The organism is Porphyromonas somerae (assembly GCF_022845615.1).
Taxonomy (GTDB): Bacteria; Bacteroidota; Bacteroidia; order Bacteroidales; family Porphyromonadaceae; genus Porphyromonas_A; species Porphyromonas_A somerae.
In genome coordinates this window covers 840,274-861,842 of the sequence record NZ_AP025559.1, presented here as the reverse complement: position 1 = coordinate 861,842, position 21,569 = coordinate 840,274, and the positions used below count along the sequence as shown (strand labels likewise).

Here is a 21,569-nt window from a genome sequence, read left to right as displayed (position 1 = left end):
AATTATGAGTCTAATTACATCAATATCTGGCATCAGAGGTACGATAGGAGGAGACCAAGAGAATGGTCTCAACCCGATTAATATAGCACAGTTTACTGCTGCCTACGCGCAGTTTATCCGCCACAATAGTCCGCTCAAAAGTGGTAAGATAGTGGTAGGGCGTGATGCTCGCATCTCGGGCAATCAGGTGAGGCACGTGGTTATTGGCACATTAATGGGTATGGGATTTGATGTGGTGGACATCGGTTTGGCCACCACACCTACCACCGAACTAGCGGTTACATACGAGCAAGCCGATGGTGGTATCATCATTACAGCGAGTCACAACCCCAAGGAGTGGAATGCTCTGAAGCTACTCAACCATCAAGGTGAGTTTTTGAATGCTGAGGAAGGTGCCAAGGTGCTTTCGCTAGCGAAGTCGAATAACCTTCAATTTGCGAGTGTTGGGGAAATTGGAAAGGTTTCTGAGGAGTGCTATACCGATCGGCATATTCAAGAGGTTCTTTCCCTTCCTGAAGTGGATGTAGAAGCAATAAGAAAGGCAGGGTTTACGGTAGCTGTCGACACCATTAATTCGGTTGGTGGAATCGTGATTCCAAAGCTACTTGAGGCGCTGGGCGTAAAAGAATACCATATAGTACACGGTGAACCAACTGGTGATTTTGCCCATAATCCTGAGCCTCTGCCACACAATCTACAAGATCTCTCCAAGTTGGTGGTAGAGAAGAAGGCATGCGTAGGCTTCTCCGTTGACCCAGATGTGGATCGACTAGCTATATACAATGAGGATGGTACACCCTTTGGCGAAGAGTATACACTGGTGAGTGTATCGGACTACCTATTATCGCTCTACCCAGGGCACAATACGGTCTCCAATCTTAGCTCCACACGTGCACTCCGAGATGTAACTGTGAAGCATGGAGGCAAATACTATGCTGCTGCAGTTGGCGAAGTTAATGTCACTACGAAAATGAAAGAGGTAGATGCGCTTATTGGTGGGGAAGGCAATGGTGGAGTAATCTACCCAAAGTCGCATTACGGTAGAGATGCCCTTGTGGGGATTGCACTTTTCCTCACGATGTTGGCGAAAAGAGGGGCAAAGCCTACGGAGATCTTAAGTACCCTTCCAAAGTACTTTATGATCAAGAAAAAAGCTGAGCTAACCCCCACCCTACAGGTAGATAAAATTCTCAAAGAGATAGAGGACGAATACAGGGAGAAGGCAGAGGTGACTACCATTGATGGAGTGAAGCTAGACTTCCCCGACAAGTGGGTTCACCTTCGGAAAAGCAATACGGAACCTATAGTGCGCATCTATGCCGAGGCCAAAACAGAGGAGGAGGCAGAAAACATTGCGAACGAAATAATCACTAAAATTCAAAAATAGTTATGAGACACCCAGTAGTAGATAGATTTTTAAGATACATCGCTATTGATACTAAATCGGATCCTGAATCAACCACTACACCTAGTACAAAGATTCAATGGGATCTAGCCCATGAGCTCCAAAAAGACCTAGAAGAAATGGGGCTAAAGGACATTTCTCTAGATGATAACTGCTATCTAATGGCAACTCTTCCAGCTAATTGCGATTGGGATCAGCCAACGATTGGATTTATTGCACACATGGATAGCGCTCCAGATATGAGTGGAAAGGATATCAAGCCACACTTTGTACAGTATGAGGGGGGCGATATTGTCTTAGACCCAAATGAAGATATTCGGATTTCCCTGAAAACGTTCCCTGAACTTGAGAAGTACAAGGGTCAGGAGATCATCGTAACTGATGGGCACACCCTTCTTGCAGCAGATGATAAGGCGGGTGTTGCTTCCATCTTAGAGGCGATTCAGTACTTGATCGACCACCCTGAGGTTCCTCACGGAACCATAAAGGTGGGCTTTACCCCCGATGAGGAGATCGGTAGAGGAGCTGATAAATTTGATGTAAAGAAGTTTGGTGCCGACTTTGCTTACACCATTGATGGCGGTGAAATCGGCGAGCTACAGTATGAAAACTTCAATGCAGCTGGTGCGAAAGTAACTTTCAAGGGGCTAAATGTGCACCCAGGAAGTGCTAAAGACAAAATGATAAATGCTCAGCTACTAGCTATGGAGTACAATAGCTACCTGCCACAAGCACTGCCTAGCAACACCGATGGCTATGATGGGTTCTATCACCTAGTAGGCATGAGTGGTACGGTGGAGGAGGCTGAATTGCACTACATCCTTCGAGATCATGACCGAGAGCAGTTTGAGCTCAAGAAAAGTTGTATCAAGGAGGTGGCAAAGCGCATCAACGAACTATATGGAGAGGGCTCCTGCATTGCAGAGGTTACCGACCAATACTTTAATATGAAGGAGGTTATTGCCGATAAGATGTATATCGTAAACCACGCAGCAGAAGCGATGAAGGCTTCTGGCGTAGAGCCTATAATTGAGCCTATCCGTGGTGGTACAGATGGTTCGAAACTCTCCTTTATGGGATTGCCATGCCCCAATATTTTTGCTGGTGGGCACAACTTCCATGGTCGTTACGAATACCTACCAGTACCTTCCCTAGTCAAGGCAATGGAGGTGATCGTGAAGATCGCTACTACTAAAGTGACAAAATAGAGATTTACTAATACTTTATAAAACAACATTATGGAACTAAAGAAAACACCCTTTACAGACATCCACATTGAGTTGGGTGCCAAGATGAGTGAATTTGCAGGCTACAATATGCCTATTCAGTACGAAGGGATCAACCCTGAGCATCTCAATGTGATTGAAAATGTAGGCGTCTTTGATGTCTCTCACATGGGTGCGATCGTAATAAGTGGACCAAAGGCACTTGAATTTATCCAAACCATCAGTAGTAATGACGCTACAAAGTTGGAGCCTGGCAAGGCACAATACACTTATATGCCAAATGGTAATGGTGGTATTGTAGATGACTTTATCATGTATCTTCTAGATGGTGGTAGGTATATGTGTGCTGTGAATGCTGCTAATATCGAAAAGGACTTCAACTGGATGAAAAAGCACCAGATTGAGGGCGTAACCATCGAAAATGAATCTGAGAGAGTAAGCATCTTGGCCGTACAAGGACCTAAGGCAAAGCAAACCATTCAGAAGTGTGTGGATATTGACCTGAATACCATTGCTTACTACCACTATGCCTATGGAAAGTTTGCGGGGATAGATTGTATCATCTCCAATACTGGCTACACTGGTGCAGGAGGCTTTGAGCTTTACTTCAAAGATATAAAGGATGCCCACAAAGTATGGGATACTCTTTTTGAAGCAGGTAAAGAGTTTGGCATCAAGCCCACCGGACTTGGAGCACGCGATACACTACGATTAGAAATGGGCTTCTGCCTATATGGCAACGACATCGACGACACCACCAATCCACTAGAGGCAGGTCTAGGATGGGTCACTAAGTTCGTTGAGGGCAAGGAGAAAATGCCAAGCCGCGACCTACTCCTTAAGACAAAGGAAGAGGGAATCAAGAATCGTCTCATTGGGTTTGAGCTGAAGGAGAAAGGTGTTCCTCGCCATGGATATGAGATCCAGAATGCAGCTGGCGAGGTAATCGGCCGAGTTACTTCTGGAACGCAATCGCCTGTACTAGGCAAGGGAATTGGCCTAGGATATGTACAGGTGGCCTATAAAGAGCCAGGAACTGAAATCTTCATACACATCCGTAAGAAAGCAGTACCTGCAGAGGTTATCAAGCTCCCATTCCGAAAATAACATCTCAAGGACTTTATAGAATAATAGGAGGAAAACAAGATTTTTGTTTTCCTCCTATTATATTTACAGCTAAAGCCTCCATCACACTACTGTTTTTCTCGCTCAATAGTAATAATAGGCTTATCAAACCTAAGTGATAGCCAACTACGGATTAATTTCTCACGCTCATCACTGATTCTCTTATCCGTAAATAGCTTGATATAAGGAATGGTATCTACTACTTGTGTACTAACCATTGAGGAATCCTTCATAATGGAATCGGTATGGAAAGAGTATAATTCCCCAAATTGGCTATACGTAATTTCATCAAAAAGCTGCTGAATCTCGTGAGTAACGGCTTCGGCTTGAAAATAAAAGGCTTGTTGATTGCGGAGTGCCATATTGAGAGAGTCATTTTTTAGTTGCAGATATCTTGAGAAGCTCTTATCGGAGTCACTTTGCATATCCTTCAATATCGAAAGCCTAAGGTTTTCAATATTGGATTTATCTGAACCTTGTTTGATCGATAGTATGGTATTTTTCAGACCATAAGATGGAAGTAGGTCTTGAAGTCGCTGAATTTCGTCGGGTGAAATCTCCTCCCCTATGATATTGACATTGAAGTAATCTACAGAGTCGGTCTTAGTATTATTGTACGAGAGCACGAATGAATTATCGAAGATCATCTCCTCCTTAATAAATTTGTCCTGCTGAATCTCTTGGAACGTATCCTGCACAAATCGGTATGCCAAAATCACACTTGGAACTATGGTACATACCACGATTACTATCACAAGATTATTTAGTCGCTTTCCTCTTACCTTATCCACGTAGGTAACTCTGCGATACTTAAGAAGTCTGATCACAATGAATGTAGAGAGACCAATAAATACAGTATTGATAATGAAAAGATAAAAAGCCCCGAAGAAATAATTCAGTTGCCACGTAGCCAACCCGTAACCAGCGCTACATAGTGGAGGCATCAGTGCAGTAGCAATCGCAACACCTGGAATAACCTGACCTTTTGACTTACTAGTGCCAGCTATAATACCTGCAGTACCGCCAAACAGTGCAATAAGGACATCGTAAGCAGTAGGCTGTGTTCGTGCCAAAATCTCACTCGATGCAACGCTGATAGGGCTGATCAAGAAGTAAATAGTAGAAGTGATAACACTGATGGCCACTGCCATCCCAAGATTCTTGACGCTTCGTCCAACGAGGTTAAAGTCTGTAATCCCTAATCCTAATCCAAAACCGATAATCGGGCCCATCAAAGGGGAGATAAGCATGGCACCGATGATCACTGCAGTGGAATTCATATTCAGCCCTAAAGAGGCAATCAGAATCGCACAGATAAGGATGAACATTTTAGTGCCTTTGAACTCCACATCTGACTTGAGGGCATCAATAATCACCGTCTCATTTTCCTTTTCATGACGCATATCAAAAAATGAAGCGATAAACTGCCAAAGAGATTGACCCGACCTTTCCATATTACCTTGAAATAAGTATAATCTTGTGGCTCTGGAGTAATAAAATGAATAGAATTAATTGATTCCTTTCTGAAGTCTATTTTTCCTATCATTAACTAACGCAGATACCTTTTCTACAATAATCTATTGCAAAGATAATAAATAATAGAGACCGTTGCACGAAGTGCGGAGAAGAGAATATATCCCCCCGTACAGATAAACATTTTCTCAAAAAAAATCAGTAAATTGCCATCGCGTAAGTTCCACTTTAATGACAAAAGTTCATTGGGGCTTATTGTGGTCTATTTCAAGAATAAATAAACAAGGAATTATGAACGAAACGATACTGGTAATATATCTGGCGGGGGGCTGTTTTTGGGGAGTAGAACACTATATGAAGTTGCTACCAGGTGTGGTGGAAACAGAAGTGGGATATGCCAATACTATTGTAGAAAACCCATCATATGAGGAGGTCTGTACAGGCAAGACTGAAGCGGCTGAAACAGTGAAGGTATCTTATGATTGTAGCAAGGTGTCGTTATCGTTTTTACTAGACCATTTCTTTCAAATCATCGACCCAACCACTCTTAACCGGCAAGGGAATGATAGAGGAAGTCAGTATCGCACTGGGGTTTACTATACTGATGCTGCTGATAGGCCCATTATTATGAATGCTTTTGCAAGACTACAGAGCAAGTATTCTAAGGTATTGATGGTGGAAGTAAAACCTCTTAAGAACTACTTCAAGGCTGAAACCTATCACCAAGATTACTTGAGCAATCGACCAGGTGGATATTGCCATGTACCGATAGAAATGTTTGGTCTTGCTAAGAATGCAGTGGTACAGAAAGAATCAATAGCATCAGACAATGCTATTCGATCCGCCGAGAGGAAAAGATTGTCGGAAAGCAAAGATGAGCTAAAACAGAGGCTCTCACCCATCCAATATCTAGTAACTCAAAATGAGGCAACAGAGCGTCCATTTACTAACGAGTACAATGATACTTATGAAGATGGGATCTATGTGGATATTGTCTCGGGCGAACCCCTTTTCTGCTCAAAAGATAAGTACAATGCAGGGTGTGGTTGGCCATCTTTTACTAAACCTATCCACACACAAGGTATCAACAAGAAATCTGACTTCAAGCTGGGCTATGAACGAATAGAAGTTAGAAGTAGCTCAGCAGATAGCCACCTCGGCCATGTATTTGATGATGGACCAAAGGAGCAGGGTGGCTATAGATATTGCATCAATAGTGCGTCAATAAGGTTTATCCCAAAAGCCAACATGAAGAGTGAAGGCTATGGAGACTACCTCTATTTATTTGAAAATAATAACGATTGATAGGTGCTACTTAAATGATTGCAGTGAAACGAGAGATGCATACCTACCATTCTTATCCATCAACTCTTGATGTGTCCCTTCTTCCACGATAGAGCCATCCTCTAGCACCACGATCTTATCTGCATTGGTAATAGTGGATAGTCTGTGAGCGATCACAATGGTAGTACGCCCCTTCATTAAGCGTTCAAGAGCTTCTTGCACTAGTCTCTCAGACGCTGTATCTAGTGCAGAGGTGGCCTCATCTAGGATAAGTATTTCAGGATCTTTTAGCACAGCTCTGGCAATACTAAGCCTTTGACGTTGACCACCACTAAGCTTTCCGCCTCGGTCTCCGATATTGGTGTCGTAACCTTCTGGAAGCTCTGCAATAAATTCCTCTGCATTGGCTATCCTTGCAGCTCTTTGCACTTCATCAAGAGTAGCCTTTGTACCAAAAGCGATATTATTGTAAATCGTATCATTGAAGAGAATAGCCTCTTGATTTACATTGCCCATAAGTCTTCTTAGGTCAAGCATACGTACATTACGAATGTCTGTATCGTCAATGTACACCCCACCCTTTTGCACATCATAGAAGCGAGGTAGCAAGTCCACTAAGGTACTCTTCCCTGATCCACTAGCCCCTACGATGGCCACTGTTTGTCCCTTTTTAATGCTAAGATTGATATCCTTCAACACCCAAGTATCTTCATATTTGAAAGAAACATCCTTAAAGGAAATAGAATGATGAAAAGCGATATCTACAGGCTCCTTGGGGTCAGTAATATCATTCTGTGCTAGTAGAATCATATCTACTCGCTCTAGGCTAGCAAAGCCCCTTCTGATAGCATAGCTACTCCTTGAAAAGTCTTTGGCTGGATTGATGATGCTGTAGAAAATGACTAAGTAGTAAATGAATGTACTAGCATCTAACCCACCTGCTTGGTCTAATATCAATGATCCACCATACCAAAGTACAATAGAAATCGTAACTGTACCTAGGAATTCACTCATAGGATGCGCCATCTGCTGCCTTTTAGACACTCGCATTGAGGTGTTTCTGAAGGTGTCATTGTAGCTAGAAAAACGCTTTCGAATCATCTCTTCGGCGTGAAAAGCTTTGATAATACGCAATCCACTCAGCGTTTCCTCGATCATACTAATCAGCATACCCCATTGCTCCTGAGCTAAAAGAGAGGTCATCTTGAGCTTCTTACCCACTTGTCCCATCACATAACCCGCAATTGGAAGTACAATAAGAACAAATAAGGTTAATTCAGGACTAATGGCCACCATGGCTGCAAGTGAGATCAATATCATCAGAGGATTTTTGATCAGGGACTCTAGTGAACTGATGATAGAAGACTCTATATTATTTACATCACCCGTCACTCTAGCAATGATGTCTCCCTTTCGCTCATCACTAAAAAAGCCCAAAGGAAGCTCCATAATCTTATCATTGATACTATTTCGGATATCTCTTACCACACCGGTTTGAACAGGGATCATGCAGTAAAAACCCATATAAGCCGATGCCACCTTAAGAAACGTAATCACAGAAAGATAAACGCCCAGTATAATTAAGGTATTCGAAGCACCGTACTCCGTAATAAGCTGGGTAATATAGTAGAAGAAATTATTCTTGACAACTGTACCCAAACGAGATAATCCTCCCTCTCTCCACAACTGTATGGTATCCCAAGAAATGAATTGATAAATCGTCTTATCGATTTTGAATAGGATATTCAAAATGGGCATAATTAGAGAGAACGCGAGGAGGTTCAATATAGGCGTTAAGATATTAAAGAATATATTACCGACTATATACCACTTATAGGGTGGTATAAATCTCTTGAGTGTCCGGAAAAGCTCTTTCATAAATACCTGATAATTAATTTCGGCATAAAAGGAGGATGTGGCATAAAGCTACACCCTCAAAGATTTGCTTGAAAATGTACTTCGGCAAAGATACCTATTCTATACCATAACAGAAAAGCTACCACATAGAAAACCTCGTGGTTCACTATGTAGTAGCTTTATTAGTTCCGAGAATCGAGTCTCGTATTATTCCTCAGTAGTCGCCTGCTCTACCTCAGCACTCTCTTCCTTAGTGGTTTCCTCTACCTCCTCAGAAGTCTCAGCCTTTTCAGTCTTAGGCTCTGCCTTAACAATAGGGGTATCTGACACAATAGTCAGTGGCACCTCTACAGTTACGTCCTTGTGCAAACGAACCCTAGCAATATACTCACCCACCTCCTTAATACCAGGAACTTGGAGCATCTTACGATTGATCTCAGTAAAGCCAAGCTTTTCTAGTTCATCTGCAACCATTGAAGCAGATACTGAACCATAAATACGGCCCACATTACTTGTCTTAACCTCAATAGTTAGAGAGGTTCCTTCAATCTTATCAGCTATCTTTTGAGCATTAGCAAGTTCAGCTTCAAGTTTGCGAGCCTGCTGTCTTTGATTCTCTTGTAGGATCTTGATCGCAGACTCTGATGCGATTACTGCCTTTCCTTGTGGGATTAGAAAGTTTCTACCATATCCAGCCTTTACATCAACGATCTCGCCCTTAAAGCCTAGATTTGGCATATCTTCTTTCAAAATAATCTTCATATTCTGTCTCCTTAAGTTATTATTATTCTTTGCTATTTATTAGTAACCCTATGCCATCATATCTGTCACGTATGGCAGAAGTGCCAAGTGACGAGCACGCTTAACAGCTTGTGCTACACGACGCTGCATTTTAAGAGAGTTACCGGTCAAACGACGTGGATATATCTTACCCTGCTCATTGAGGAATTTCTTAAGGAACTCAGGATCCTTATAGTCTACGAACTTAATCCCAGCCTTTTTAAAGCGACAATACTTCTTACGATTTCGCTCTATAGAGAGTGGTGTAAGATAACGCACCTCTGACTTACCTTTACCTTTTTTCGCCATAATCTTTACTTTCGTCTACTTTAATTGTTTTCTTCCGATACTGTACTGCTTGCCTCTTCACTCTTTACAGGCTCTTTGCGGTTGCGACGACGCTTCTCAGCATACTCTAGTGCATACTTCTCCTGCTTGAATGTAAGGAAACGAATCACCCTATCATCACGACGATAGTTTACCTCTAGCGTCTCAATAAAAGAGGGCTCGCTCTTAAACTCTAAGAATACATAAAACCCAGTAGACTTTGCTTGGATAGGATAAGCAAGCTTACGCATACCCCACTCCTCACGATTCACTAGCTCACCACCATTATCGGTAATCAAGCCAACGAACTTATCTACCGCTTCCTTTGTCTGGTCTGCAGACAAATCGGGAGTTAAAATGAAAACGGTCTCGTAGTTGTTCATCATAAATTATTAATCTATTATTTTGTGAAAATAAAATCCGACTGCAAAGGTAATCATTTTCAGTTGAATAGACAAACCAATCGCTCTATTTATTTACAAACAGATTCGGTTGAAGACTTCTGCAATAACTGTTGATATACACTTGAATCACTTATAATAGCCGATGCTGTCTCTTGTCCTTGATTAACGATATCGTCAATTGCCTTTAATTCAAACATCTTGTAGTCTTTAAGACCTTTCATGTCAATCAAAATGTCTGCCAACTCAATATCCTCTTTCATATTGGCTTTTGAGATAATTTCAAAATATCTCATCGCCGAGCTCTTAATACTTGATGGGGATTCAAAAGGACTTAGTTGGTACAAGTTAATGCCCACGACACACTCCGTCTCTTCTCTGATTACAGAGACTGGGAAGTTTTTCAGCACTCCACCATCTACATATTCAACCCCCTTTATTTTAAGTGGCTGAAAGACGATAGGTACTGTACAAGAAGCCACGACCGCCGAAACCAAGTCATCACCATCTCTAAAGGCTGTTATCTCTGCTGTCTCCCAATTCGTAGCAACGGCGACAAATGGGATTTGTAATTGCTCAAAGCTCTTAGCACGGAGGTTCTTTTTTAGCATTCTTGCTACCCCACTTGGCTTTAGTATGCCTCCTGAAAATAGACTTAGTTCGGCAAAGTCCATTAGCTTATGTCCTCTAAAAAGATCTGCTATCTCCTCAGGTGCAAAACCATCGGCATACAAGACTCCTGCCAATGCACCTGCACTAGTTCCAGCTATAATATCTGGCTTAATTCCATACTTCTCAAATACTTTGAAAGCGCCAAGGTGAGCAAATCCCTTAGCCCCACCCCCTCCGAGTGCGTATCCAAGACGATATTTCTTTTGATTCTGACTCTCGTCCATATTACCCTAATATGATTAGTGACTTTTTCACAGCTTTAATAAAACTATCTACTTCTTGCTTGGTATTGTAAAGTCCGAAACTAACCCGAGCAGTTCCTTCAATACCAAAACGTTGCATCAATGGCTGGGCACAATGATGACCAGTCCGAATAGCAACACCTTGTTGATCAAGCAAAACTCCCAAATCGTACGGATGTACTCCCTCCACTAAGAAACTGATTACAGCCTCTTTGTCGGCAGAAGTACCATAAATCTTCAACCCATCAATATGGAGCATCTGCTCCGTTGCATGCGAAAGCAACATAGATTCATAGGCTTGGATTTTATCTAATCCAATATTTGATACATAATTGATACTTTCGGCAAGTGCCACACTATTGATAAAGTCTGGGGTACCAGCTTCATACTTATAAGGCAACTCATTATAGGTAGTCTTTTCCCAACTCACGTGCTGTATCATCTCACCTCCACCATGGTAAGGAGGAAGCTTTTCAAGCCATTCTCGCTTTCCGTAAAGCACACCTATTCCAGTAGGACCATATATTTTATGGCCACTAAAAGCCAAGAAGTCAACGTCTAAGTCAGTAACGTCTACCTTACGATGGGCAATAGCTTGTGCTGCGTCTAAAAGCACTGGCACACCATTGGAGTGTGCATGAGCAATAATCTCTTTTACAGGATTAACCGTCCCTAATACATTTGAAGCGTAGCAAATGGAGACCAACTTAGTACGGTCGGTAAACATTGACTTCATAGTCTCCATATCTAATTCACCATTATCAAAACAAGGAACGACCTTAATCTTTATTCCTCGCGCCTCAGCTTGAAGTTGCCAAGGGACTATATTTGAATGATGCTCCATAGCACTAAGTATCACTTCATCTCCTGCCTGCATTTGAGACGAACAAAAAATACTCGCAACCATGTTGATGCCTTCAGTAGTCCCCCTTGTAAATAAAACTTCTGCTGCCTCCCTAGCATTGATAAACCTTGCTATCACTTCTCGAGCATTCTCATGAGCCATTGTTGCTTGCTGGCTGAGCGTATGCACGCCCCTATGTATATTGGCATTACGAGTGGTATAGGCAAGATACTCTGCATCTAGCATCTGCTTTGGCTTTTGTGTCGTTGCCGCATTATCTAGATATATCAATGGATATTTGTCGTGTACCTTTATATCTAAAGCTGGAAAGTCAGCTCTTATCTTTTCAATATTATAGGACATAAGATATTGATTAATTTAAAATATGATGAAGGATCCCCACATAGATCCCTGCAGTTTCGGTTCGTAGTCTTTCACTTCCTAGAGATACAGTCATAAAGCCATGACTGAGAGTTAATGCAACCTCCTCACTTGTAAAATCTCCTTCTGGACCAATAAGGAAACTACTATCCACACCTGAGATAAAGGTCTCTTTCAGCTTTCTTTTCTCAAATGTATCTGCACAATAACCTATATAACGACCCTCATAGGTAAGTTGCGAAAGGTAATCCTTTAGTGTAGGGAAAAGGTTGAGCTCTACCGTTCTGATCTTTTCGGACTGCTTCATTGCTGCAACCATTATTCGCTCCAGACGCTCCATATTGACGCGTCTTCGAATGGTATGCTCCGTAACCACTAGCGAAAAGCGAGTTATTCCTATCTCTGTGAGCTTTTCAAGGGCCAACTCTATTCGATCTATATTTTTTGTGGGTGCAATAGCTACCTCTAGCTTTGGACACATTGGAGGTGTAGTCTCGACAAGCACCAGGTCGGTTATATTCTGGCCTTTAAGTGAATTATTGGATATTTTGGCACTATATAAGTTCCCCAGACCATCAGTAATCAATACATTTTCCCCCACCTCAAGACGTAGAACCCTAAAGGCATGCTTTGCTTCATCTTGTGGTAACGTTAAAGAGCTACTGATATCTGGAGCATAAAAATAGGGTAGATCACCAATATTACTTTTCATCGCCTTCTTTTTGCTCAATTATTTCAGCAAATCTCTTTGCCCACTCATACTTCTCCATCTCCACCACTTTCTCCTTGATCTCCTTTAACTCTTGTATTGAAAGGGAGGACTTCAATTCCTCATCTGTTAGTCTCGATAAAAACTCATGATTAGCCTCCTCTTGATCAATCATTAGCTGTAAGACGGCCGACTTACTTAGTTGAATAGGAGCACTATGGCTAAGTTGTTTTTGGATATCATCTAGAGATACCACAGGTGAGTCTTTTTCCAAGAGAGCATCCTCTGCCATTACAGGCAATTGATGTAATACTGCATGCATCACCGCTAGGTATATAGGTACTCTGCAGTAACTAACTTCGCCCATATCAGAAAGGGTATAAAACCACCCTTCTCTCTCCCCTCCTTCACCAGCTCGAATGATCACTTTATGTAAGAATATTCCTGTAGCAGATTGGTACTCATCCAACGCATCTATTCGAAGGTCGAGTTTAAGCATCCTTGCTTGTAGCAATAGTTTGTAGGAGCCCACCAATGAAGGTGGAATAGAGATACTCAATCGGCGATCATCTTCGTTATTATTAGGACAAAACACCAAGTCTATTCCTACCATTTGCCCATTGACCATATACCCTTGGACATTACGAAAATGAACGCGGGTGAGGGACGATGTCTCCAAACATTCCTCACGTTTAAATACCTCTTTCCAATCTCTATCAATCACGATTTAGCTGTTTTTAAGTACAGAAATCCATTCATAGTTTTCAGAGTCTACTGCCACCTCAAGTAGATTCTGAATAAGCTCATCACTCATAGAAGCAAGCATCTTAATAAGATGCAACACAAGAGGGTCGTCAGGTTTTACACCATTAGAAATTTGCGACTTAAGCTCATTGTAGTAGGACTGCAATGGAGAAACATCTGAAGGTAAAAGAGAGTCCTTTTGTTTCACATCAAAATAACTAGCCGCTTTACTGAGAAGCTTATAGTCTATTAAGATATCCAACCGCTGCTCCAGCGCAGTCATCAAACCATTAGGCATAGAAGTCTTAAAGCTACCACGTGTGCCATTCTCACCCACATAATAAAGTTCGGACTTTATGGAATATCTCCCCTCGTATATATGGAGTGCCGTCAACTTGGTATCAGAAATTAGCTCAAAGTAATAAGTCAGATTAGGGAGATCTACATTACTAGAATAGAGGCTATTTATCTTAGAGAAAAAAATAGGACTCAATTCAGAAGGAATGGCAACAGGATAAATCATTTCATTACCATTTGGCAATTTATATTTATCCGAATCAATAGGAGATAAGAGTGCCACCATCACATCAGGGGATTGTGTAGCACTTCCTATCCCACGAAGAGAGAGAGCAACCATCTCAATTCCTTCTTCATGATTTTCTGGTAATTCAACTCCCATTTCCTTCATTATTGATAGCTAGACCTACTAGGTCAAATCACTTATATTTATCTTCACTTCTATTAATGAGGTCTCGAATTTGGTGTACCAATCTCGAGACCCATTAATCACGACAAATGCAAAGCTTCTACTATCCAAGATAGCTTCTCAGTTGCGTTTCATCAGCATTCTTACGTAATTGGCGTATTGCCTTTTCACGTATCTGCCTTACTCTTTCACGGCTCAATCCTACTGCAGATCCGATCTCATCGAGACTCATTTCCTGCTCACCACCTAAGCCGTATGTATGGATCAAAACATATTGCTCCCTCTCGGAAAGACACTGCATAGCCGAGCGAATCTCATTGACTAAACTCTCATCAATAAGCCCGCCATCAACATCTCTAGCATCTTCATCTTGCAAGACATCTAAAAGTGTATTAGATTCGCCGTCATCAAAAGTTTTATCAACAGAAACTTCACCCTTATCGATTTGGATAATATCAATCACCTTATCCACCTCCATATCGAGCTCATCTGCCAATTCTTCTGGCGAGGGAAGTCTCTGATGAAGTTGCTCAAATCTATCTCTTGCAGCTTTGAGCTTCGTCACATTTCCTACTTGATTCTGTGGAAGGCGAACAATACGCCCTTGGTCTCCCAAAGCCTTTAGAATACTCTGTCGTATCCACCAAACTGCATAGGTAATGAACTTAAAACCACGTGAGCCATCAAAACCTTGAGCTGCACGTATCATACCTAGATTACCCTCATTGATAAGGTCAATAAGAGGTAGGCCCAAATCCTGATATTGCTTTGCCACACTAATCACAAATCGGAGATTGGCACGCACCAGTTTATCCACAGCAGCTTCCGAATTTTCGTCATTCCGCTGTATTTGCATCGCTAATTCAGCCTCCTGCTCAGGGGTAATCATCTCCTCCTTAGCAACCTCCTTCATATAGCGATTCATCACTGCGTCGTCCCTACTCGTGATCGACTTCTCAATCTTTAATTGTCTCATACGTACTCCTATATATTCAAAAAAGTGTGCAAATTTACCTATTTATTCACAGATACTCAATATACCTATGATACAGTACAAGATGCGTGCCAAGGACAATCTGTCCACATCATCAATTGAATAACAAGACCTACCGCCATTTTGTTCGCTTCAGAATAATGATATAAAAGGTGTTACCTATCAACTCATCAAGGTAACACCTTTTATATCTCATTAATTAGTTTAGTTACTTGAGTAGTTCCTTTACAGCAGCTTCAATCTGAGTATCTTTTCCATCTAGGACCTTCTTGAAGTCTAGGTTCACCTTTACATCAGGCTGCAATTCAAAGTTCTCTAGATAATAGCCTTCGGAAGTCTTGTAGCCCACAGCTGGAATTCCAAAGTAGAGTGATGGATCCAATAGCGTTACCCAATTCACACTGGTCATCGTTCCAGGCACAGGCATTCCCACAAGTTTACCTATTCCCATATGCTTATATACCCATGGCGATCCGTGAGCATTTGAGTAGTCAGCCTCACACATCACCATAACCGAAGGCTTAGTCCACCTCTTACTTGGCATATCGCAATAGTACTCACCTTGAATCTCTTGAGTTAGGTATTTAGTGCCCGAAAGGAATACCTCCAAATCCTCGTGTAGTCTTCCACCACCATTGTAGCGGATATCTACTACAAGGCCATCAGTCTGGTAATACTTACCCATAGCATCGGAGTAAACTCGTCTAAAGCTATCATCGTCCATCGAGGCGATATGCACATAACCCAGCTTACCACCCGACAGACGCTTCACCTCCTCAGCACGTTGCTTGATCCAACGCTCATATAGAAGGCCATTAAGGCGTCCACTAGAGATAGGCTTTACCACCTCCTCATAGGTCTTTCCACTCTTTGGAGAGTAGAAAGTAAAGAGTACATTCTTACCACTCTTACCAGCAAGAAGAGGGAAGAAGTCTACATTGGCACCAATCTCCACACCATCAATCTTAGCTAGATAGTCTCCTGCACGCACCTCACTCTTGTGCGTATCAAATGGACCACCAGCTACTACTTCCTCAATGAGTAGCCCCTCATCAGTAGCTTGAGTAAGATCAAAGAATAGCCCAGTCTCAGCTACCCTTTCGGCAGAGCTAAATTTACCATAACCACTACCAGTGTGTGAAACATTTAGCTCACCCAGTAGCTCTGATAGCATCTCAGAGAAGTCATAGTTATTATTGATGTGTGGCAAGAACTTACGGTATTCATCCGTCATAAACTCCCAATCTACACCGTGCATATTCTTAACGTAGAATCGCTCTGCCTCCTCTTTCTTAACGAAGTCAAACATAAATTCTCTTTCCGCCTTAGCGTTGAGATTCATCTCTGCTCTGATAGAGACAAACTCCAACTTCTCGCTACTCAAAGACATCTTTTGTACCCCTCCAGTGCTGATAAAGAAGAGATTCTCCTCCTTTGCATCAGGCTCAAAAGAGACATAAGAGCCATCAAGCTTCTTCAGAAGTTTGGTATCACCTTTTCGCAGATCCTTTACCCATAGGTCATATCCACCCTCAAAAGCAGCCATATAGTAGAGTTTTTTGCCATCTTTAGTGATATAGGCGTCACCTAAGTCGCTAGAAGTAGGGGTTAGTCTCACGATACGATCTTGGATATTCTCAAGCTCCACTAGGATTTCATCACTCTTACTCTCCTTGTCCTTAGTCTCATCCTTATCTGCATCCTTTTCGGCCTTCTTCTCCTCGTCAAGTAGAAGCTCATAATCCTCCTCATTGAGTTTGTACTTATCATAAGCAGCACGGTTCAGGAATACGATCATCACATCATTCATCGAACCCCAACTAGCGTGGTTACGCATACCATATTGTTCCGAAGCATAGATAATCGCATTTCCACCCATCACAAATCGAGGGTTCATATCAAAATACCCACTCTGCGTGATATTTGTCAATTCACCTGTAGCCACATTCAATAGAATAATATCACAGAAAGGCTCGTGATGATTATCAGAGAGCTCCATAGCTATCCAACGACCATCTGGCGACCAAGTATAGTTGATTCCACCAGTTTTATCGGCCGTATATCTACCATCATATACCACTCTCGAGCTCTTCTTCTCCACATCATAGACCGCCAACGTCTTGCGATCCTTAACATAAGCCACATATTTACCATCAGGCGAAAAAGTAGGATGCATCTTTTCAGACTTTTCACCAGGGATCAAAAGCTCCTCATTTACAAGAGTAGCATTGGCAAAATTAGGATCCTCTTTACGAGCCATCTTAGCGATATAAAGATCACTTTTACCCCCTCGTTGCGACTCATAAACTACACTTCTATTGTCGCTACCGAAAGAGACACTTCTCTCCATTTCTGGAGTATCAGTAATCCGCTTAGTAGTTGAGTAGTCGGCACTCGTTACAAATACCTCACCACGAATAACGTAAGCAAGCATTTTGCCATCAGGCGAAACCGAAGCCGAAGTAATACCACGCATAAAGGTGGTTTTTGTGATCTCCTCCTCGTCCACGTCGCTCATTATCTGGATAGCCACCTTTTGAGGTTGACTACCCTCCTTCATTGTATAAATGCGGCCGTCATAACCGAAGCAAAGCGTTCCATCTCCACCTACAGAGAGGAAACGCACTGGATGATTCTTGAAATGGGTCAAAGCTACTGCACTATTGTCATTACTGCTATTCAAAGGCTGCTTAAACACATTAAAGGTCCCTTCACGTTCACTCAAGAAATAAAAGCTATCCCCCTTAGGAGCAAATACAGGGTTACGATCCTCACCCATCCAAGTTGCAAGAGGCTTATATTGCTTGCTCTTGAAGTCGTATAGAACGATATCCCTTGTCACCGAAGAGGTGTGGTGCTTACGCCATACATTTTCAAACCCTTTGATATCCTCATAAATCAACTGGCGCCCATCGGCACTAATAGCACCCATACTTACAGGGGTAGCCATCACCATAATAGAGCGACCGCCCTCCACCGGCACCTTGTACACCTCATTTAGGCGAGCTGTAGGGAAAAGTGCACTACTTGCGGGATCCTGAATATGAGCCGTATAATAGATATACTTACCATCAGGCGAAAATGCTAGGATCGACTCCGACGTAGAGTGAGTTGTCACCCTTTTAGCTGCACCTCCATTGGCATTCATCACATAAATATCCCTACTCCCATAGTATCTATCACTTACGAAAGCAATTTTCGAACCATCAGGGCTCCACATAGGAGTGGTATCATAAGCTTCGTGTGTAGTTAATCTAGTGGCCACACCTCCAGTGGTAGACACCTTGTAAATATCCCCCTTGTACGCAAAAGCGATTTCTTTGCCATTTGGCGATATGGATGGATATCTCATCCATAGTGGTTCATCATTTGCAATTGCTGCTCCAGCCATTCCGATAAGTGCAAGAGCAACAAAATAGATTCTTCTAATAATCCTCATATAGGCTATGAATTTTTGTTAGTTAAATTACTAGTTACAAACTTAATCATTTTTTCCCTAACCGTCTTGGATTCTAAGTAGATAATACTTAGCCATCAAAACAAAGCAAAAATCAAAAATGGAGCAGAGATTATTAATAACAGTAACACCTCCACTTTACGATTCGTTTGGAGTGCAAATTTCAAATCTCTATCCGTCAGTGGGTGTGTTGAAGAGCCTATCGTAGGCTTCTCCACCATTTGCCCTCCATAGGCGTGCGTTCCACCAAATTGACACCCCAGCATCAACGCAAGAGCCGCCTCGGGATATCCCGAATTCGGACTTGTATGCTTGCGCCCCTCCTCAAATACCTTGGTACGCAGATCCCACCGCCTATTCGCCACAAGCATAAGCAAAGCAGTAATCCTTGCAGGAATCCAATTGGCCACATCATCAATCTTAGCGGCCACGTATCCAAACTCCCCATATCGCTCATTCTTGTACCCAATCATCGAGTCCAAAGTATTGATCATCTTATAGGCCACAATTCCAGGCACTCCAAAGATCAAAAACCAAAAGAGTGGAGCGACCACTCCATCCGAAAGGTTTTCGGATAAAGTCTCTAATGCTGCCACTTTGCACTCTTCCTCAGTGAGCGAATCAGTATCCCTTCCTACGATGCGAGAGAGTTGCTCTCTACCAGCAGGAAGTGAGATGGCAAGCTGTCGAAACACCTCCTCTACCTCCTCTATTAACGTGGTCCCAGCTAGGCAATAGTAGACCAAAATAGCCCCCACCACCACAGAAAGCCACGATGGCAAGAAATAAATCAAGAGAAAAGAGAGCAGTGCCACCGCAAGAATCAGCGATAGTGCCACCATCGCCCCATTCCTACACCGGTGCTCGCCGTGATTATACTTTCCCTCTGCCCACGAAATCACCTTACCAAAACCCACAATCAGGTGAGGCAACCGCTCTGGGTCACCTAATAGGCGATCCAGTAGCCACCCTAGCCATAGCATGATCATCCGTGCCAAAAACAGAGCTTGTAGTGAGTAATAGGTCAGCATAGCATATTATTCAAATCATTGAGAGCCGTTATCAGCTTCTCATTTTGCTCTCTACTCTGTGTTGCCAAACGAATATGATAGGGAGAGAGCGTGGGAAAATTAGAGGCATCACGAATCAATATTCCATGGTGAAATACCAACCAATCCTTCACTTCCGTAGCGGTCAAACGCTTCAGTTTAGCAAGGAAATAATGCGTATCTGTAGGATAAACCTCCACGCCACCTAACCGAAGAAGTTGCTCCACCAACCACCTCCGCTCCTCAAGAAGAGTTTCCAAATGAAAGGAGTGCCTACATCCCAGCAGATAATGCCCCGTCTCTACCGCCATAGCATTGACACTCCACGGCAGTTTCAATGCCACTAGCTGCTCCAATAAGGCAGGAGTAGCAATAATATAACCTAGCCTTAGCCCCGGTATTGCATACGACTTAGTAAGGGAGTGAATTAAGAAACAATTGGGTAGGTCCACCACCTCCATCGGTAAGAGCACCCGTTTTGGAGTAAACGCTAGGTAAGACTGGTCAACCACAAAAGTGACCGAGGGGTTACTTCTCATCAAATTCAGTAACTGCTCGTGATCATACGTAAGACCGGTAGGGTTATTAGGATTACAAAGCCACACCACACTATTAGGGGCAAACTCCATCTTTCCCGACATTACCTCGTTAGTTCCAATCTCTATGATTGTATGACCATAGAGCTGTGCACTATGGCGATATTCCGAAAAGGTAGGCTGTGGAATATAAGAGCGTCGCCCTGCAAAAAGGTGGGCAATCATATAAATCGCTTCGGTAGCTCCACTCGTCACCAACACAGACTCCCCAGGCACTCTAAACGAGCCAGCAATTTTATACTCCAAAGAGTAGACACGTGGCTCAGGATAACGATGAAGGACCTCCTTTCTTGAAGTAAGATAGCACCACAACCCCTCATCATCAGGAAGGTGTGGCACATTAGAGCTAAAGTCAGCAACAATCTCTACCCCTGGATATCTATATCGGTCATCTCCGTGGTCATTAAGCTTCATATCTCAGTATCTTGTATAGAAGCTCCACATCAATATGACTTCTCAGATGGCTCGCAAGTTGGTCAAAAGTATCTTCCAACTTCTCAATGTCCTTATCAGTGTAGTCGCTCTTATGCGCACTTTTATCGCTCAAGGTATCCTCGCTAGGGAGCTCTACTCCCTCCATATAAGGGATCACTCCAAGAACAGGCACGCCACAAAGCTCCTCAATCATCTTCGTTGCTGGCGCAAAAATAGAGAGGTCGCCCCGAAACTTATTGATCAGGACCCCCTTAATCAGCTTACGATGCTCCGGACGCTGAAGCATCACAGAGCCATACACCGAAGCAAAGACACCACCACGCTCAATATCTGCCACTAAAATTACTGCCGCATCGGCATGCTCCGCCATCGGCATATTCACAAAGTCGGTATCAAGTAGATTGAGCTCACTCACACTTCCCGCCCCTTCGAGCACAATAGGATTGTACCGAGTTTTCAGCTTATCAAAAGCTTCCCAAGCATGACTTTGAAGCTCCCTTCTCCCTTCACTTTGGCGAAAGTAGTCTCTTGCATGTTGCTCCCCTACCTCTTTGCCTAAGCAGTAGATATGGGCATTTGTTACACTCGAAGGCATCATCAACACAGGATTGAGCAAAGCCTCTGGCTCCACACCGGCCGCCACAGCTTGCAACGCCTGTGCCACACTGATGCGATCTCCATTCGGTGCAGTATAGTAGTAGGGTGCCATATTCTGAGCCTTAAATGGGGCAGGCCGAAATCCATCTTCCCGTAGCAGACGGCACAGAGCTGCCACAATCATACTCTTCCCCACATCACTCCCCGTACCAGCTATCATTATGGGACGCATTTTTTCCATACCTTTACGTTTTATGGTCCTCAG

At 42.8% G+C, this 21,569-nt stretch carries 19 protein-coding genes; 4 read left to right on the top strand and 15 right to left on the bottom strand.

The genetic code is table 11. The features are described from left to right. Positions 1–4 precede the first annotated feature (4 nt). Genes glmM through gcvT form a run of 3 tightly spaced genes read left to right on the top strand, consistent with a single transcriptional unit; the run spans position 5 to position 3,738 of the window. Positions 5–1,387, top strand: a complete 1,383-nt coding sequence (gene glmM, locus MWL85_RS03585; RefSeq protein WP_244401449.1) for a phosphoglucosamine mutase — start codon at positions 5–7, stop codon at positions 1,385–1,387. Between the two features lie 2 nt (positions 1,388–1,389). After that, complete coding sequence (gene pepT / locus MWL85_RS03580) at positions 1,390–2,613, top strand: peptidase T (protein WP_244401448.1); 1,224 nt, start codon at positions 1,390–1,392, stop codon at positions 2,611–2,613. Between the two features lie 30 nt (positions 2,614–2,643). Then, entirely contained in the window at positions 2,644–3,738 is a 1,095-nt protein-coding gene (gcvT, locus tag MWL85_RS03575; protein WP_018028068.1) for a glycine cleavage system aminomethyltransferase GcvT, read from the top strand. Between the two features lie 86 nt (positions 3,739–3,824). Here the strand turns inward: gcvT and MWL85_RS03570 are convergent, their stop codons facing one another. Continuing rightward, a complete protein-coding gene (locus MWL85_RS03570) occupies positions 3,825–5,210 on the bottom strand; it encodes a TIGR00341 family protein (RefSeq protein ID WP_244401447.1) in 1,386 nt (461 codons plus the stop codon). Positions 5,211–5,520: 310 nt separating this feature from the next. Between MWL85_RS03570 and msrB the strand changes: the two genes are divergently transcribed. Then, positions 5,521–6,534 (top strand): peptide-methionine (R)-S-oxide reductase MsrB, encoded by a 1,014-nt coding sequence (gene msrB / locus MWL85_RS03565; protein WP_244401446.1) that lies wholly within the window; start codon positions 5,521–5,523, stop codon positions 6,532–6,534. 6 nt (positions 6,535–6,540) lie between these two features. On the opposite strand, the gene MWL85_RS03560 is transcribed toward msrB, so the two are convergent. The 14 genes from MWL85_RS03560 to MWL85_RS03495 all read right to left on the bottom strand — a co-directional run bounded on the left by MWL85_RS03560 (position 6,541) and on the right by MWL85_RS03495 (position 21,545). Continuing rightward, the gene (locus MWL85_RS03560) at positions 6,541–8,391 is read right to left on the bottom strand and encodes an ABC transporter ATP-binding protein (protein ID WP_244401445.1); all 1,851 of its coding nucleotides are present in this window, start codon (positions 8,389–8,391) and stop codon (positions 6,541–6,543) included. A 186-nt stretch (positions 8,392–8,577) separates the two neighbouring features. After that, on the bottom strand, positions 8,578–9,132 hold the full coding sequence (gene rplI / locus MWL85_RS03555; RefSeq protein WP_021903314.1) for a 50S ribosomal protein L9: 555 nt from the start codon (positions 9,130–9,132) through the stop codon (positions 8,578–8,580). 48 nt (positions 9,133–9,180) lie between these two features. After that, on the bottom strand, positions 9,181–9,459 hold the full coding sequence (gene rpsR / locus MWL85_RS03550; protein ID WP_018028073.1) for a 30S ribosomal protein S18: 279 nt from the start codon (positions 9,457–9,459) through the stop codon (positions 9,181–9,183). A 20-nt stretch (positions 9,460–9,479) separates the two neighbouring features. Next, positions 9,480–9,860: a 30S ribosomal protein S6 gene (rpsF, locus tag MWL85_RS03545; protein WP_018028074.1), complete on the bottom strand. Its 381-nt coding sequence runs from the start codon at positions 9,858–9,860 to the stop codon at positions 9,480–9,482. An 89-nt stretch (positions 9,861–9,949) separates the two neighbouring features. After that, the gene (locus MWL85_RS03540) at positions 9,950–10,774 is read right to left on the bottom strand and encodes a patatin-like phospholipase family protein (RefSeq protein ID WP_070707504.1); all 825 of its coding nucleotides are present in this window, start codon (positions 10,772–10,774) and stop codon (positions 9,950–9,952) included. A gap of 1 nt (position 10,775) precedes the next feature. Next, positions 10,776–11,999, bottom strand: coding sequence for an aminotransferase class V-fold PLP-dependent enzyme (locus MWL85_RS03535; protein ID WP_244401444.1), 1,224 nt, complete (start codon positions 11,997–11,999; stop codon positions 10,776–10,778). A 10-nt stretch (positions 12,000–12,009) separates the two neighbouring features. After that, positions 12,010–12,729 carry an RsmE family RNA methyltransferase gene (locus tag MWL85_RS03530; protein WP_244401443.1) on the bottom strand — a complete coding sequence of 240 codons (720 nt, stop codon included), beginning with the start codon at positions 12,727–12,729 and terminating at the stop codon, positions 12,010–12,012. Further along, on the bottom strand, positions 12,719–13,354 hold the full coding sequence (locus tag MWL85_RS03525; protein ID WP_070707498.1) for a hypothetical protein: 636 nt from the start codon (positions 13,352–13,354) through the stop codon (positions 12,719–12,721). Before MWL85_RS03525 ends, MWL85_RS03530 begins: the two co-directional genes overlap by 11 nt. 99 nt (positions 13,355–13,453) lie before the next feature. Further along, positions 13,454–14,149 carry a hypothetical protein gene (locus tag MWL85_RS03520; RefSeq protein ID WP_244401442.1) on the bottom strand — a complete coding sequence of 232 codons (696 nt, stop codon included), beginning with the start codon at positions 14,147–14,149 and terminating at the stop codon, positions 13,454–13,456. Between the two features lie 130 nt (positions 14,150–14,279). Continuing rightward, on the bottom strand, positions 14,280–15,152 hold the full coding sequence (locus MWL85_RS03515; RefSeq protein ID WP_018028080.1) for a sigma-70 family RNA polymerase sigma factor: 873 nt from the start codon (positions 15,150–15,152) through the stop codon (positions 14,280–14,282). A 226-nt stretch (positions 15,153–15,378) separates the two neighbouring features. Further along, on the bottom strand, positions 15,379–18,609 hold the full coding sequence (locus tag MWL85_RS03510; protein WP_244401441.1) for a S41 family peptidase: 3,231 nt from the start codon (positions 18,607–18,609) through the stop codon (positions 15,379–15,381). Positions 18,610–18,704: 95 nt separating this feature from the next. Beyond that, positions 18,705–19,658, bottom strand: coding sequence for an adenosylcobinamide-phosphate synthase CbiB (gene cbiB / locus MWL85_RS03505; protein ID WP_244401440.1), 954 nt, complete (start codon positions 19,656–19,658; stop codon positions 18,705–18,707). After that, on the bottom strand, positions 19,652–20,686 hold the full coding sequence (locus MWL85_RS03500) for a threonine-phosphate decarboxylase (protein ID WP_244401439.1): 1,035 nt from the start codon (positions 20,684–20,686) through the stop codon (positions 19,652–19,654). Before MWL85_RS03500 ends, cbiB begins: the two co-directional genes overlap by 7 nt. Then, positions 20,676–21,545: a cobyric acid synthase gene (locus MWL85_RS03495; RefSeq protein WP_244401438.1), complete on the bottom strand. Its 870-nt coding sequence runs from the start codon at positions 21,543–21,545 to the stop codon at positions 20,676–20,678. Before MWL85_RS03495 ends, MWL85_RS03500 begins: the two co-directional genes overlap by 11 nt. Positions 21,546–21,569: the final 24 nt, after the last annotated feature.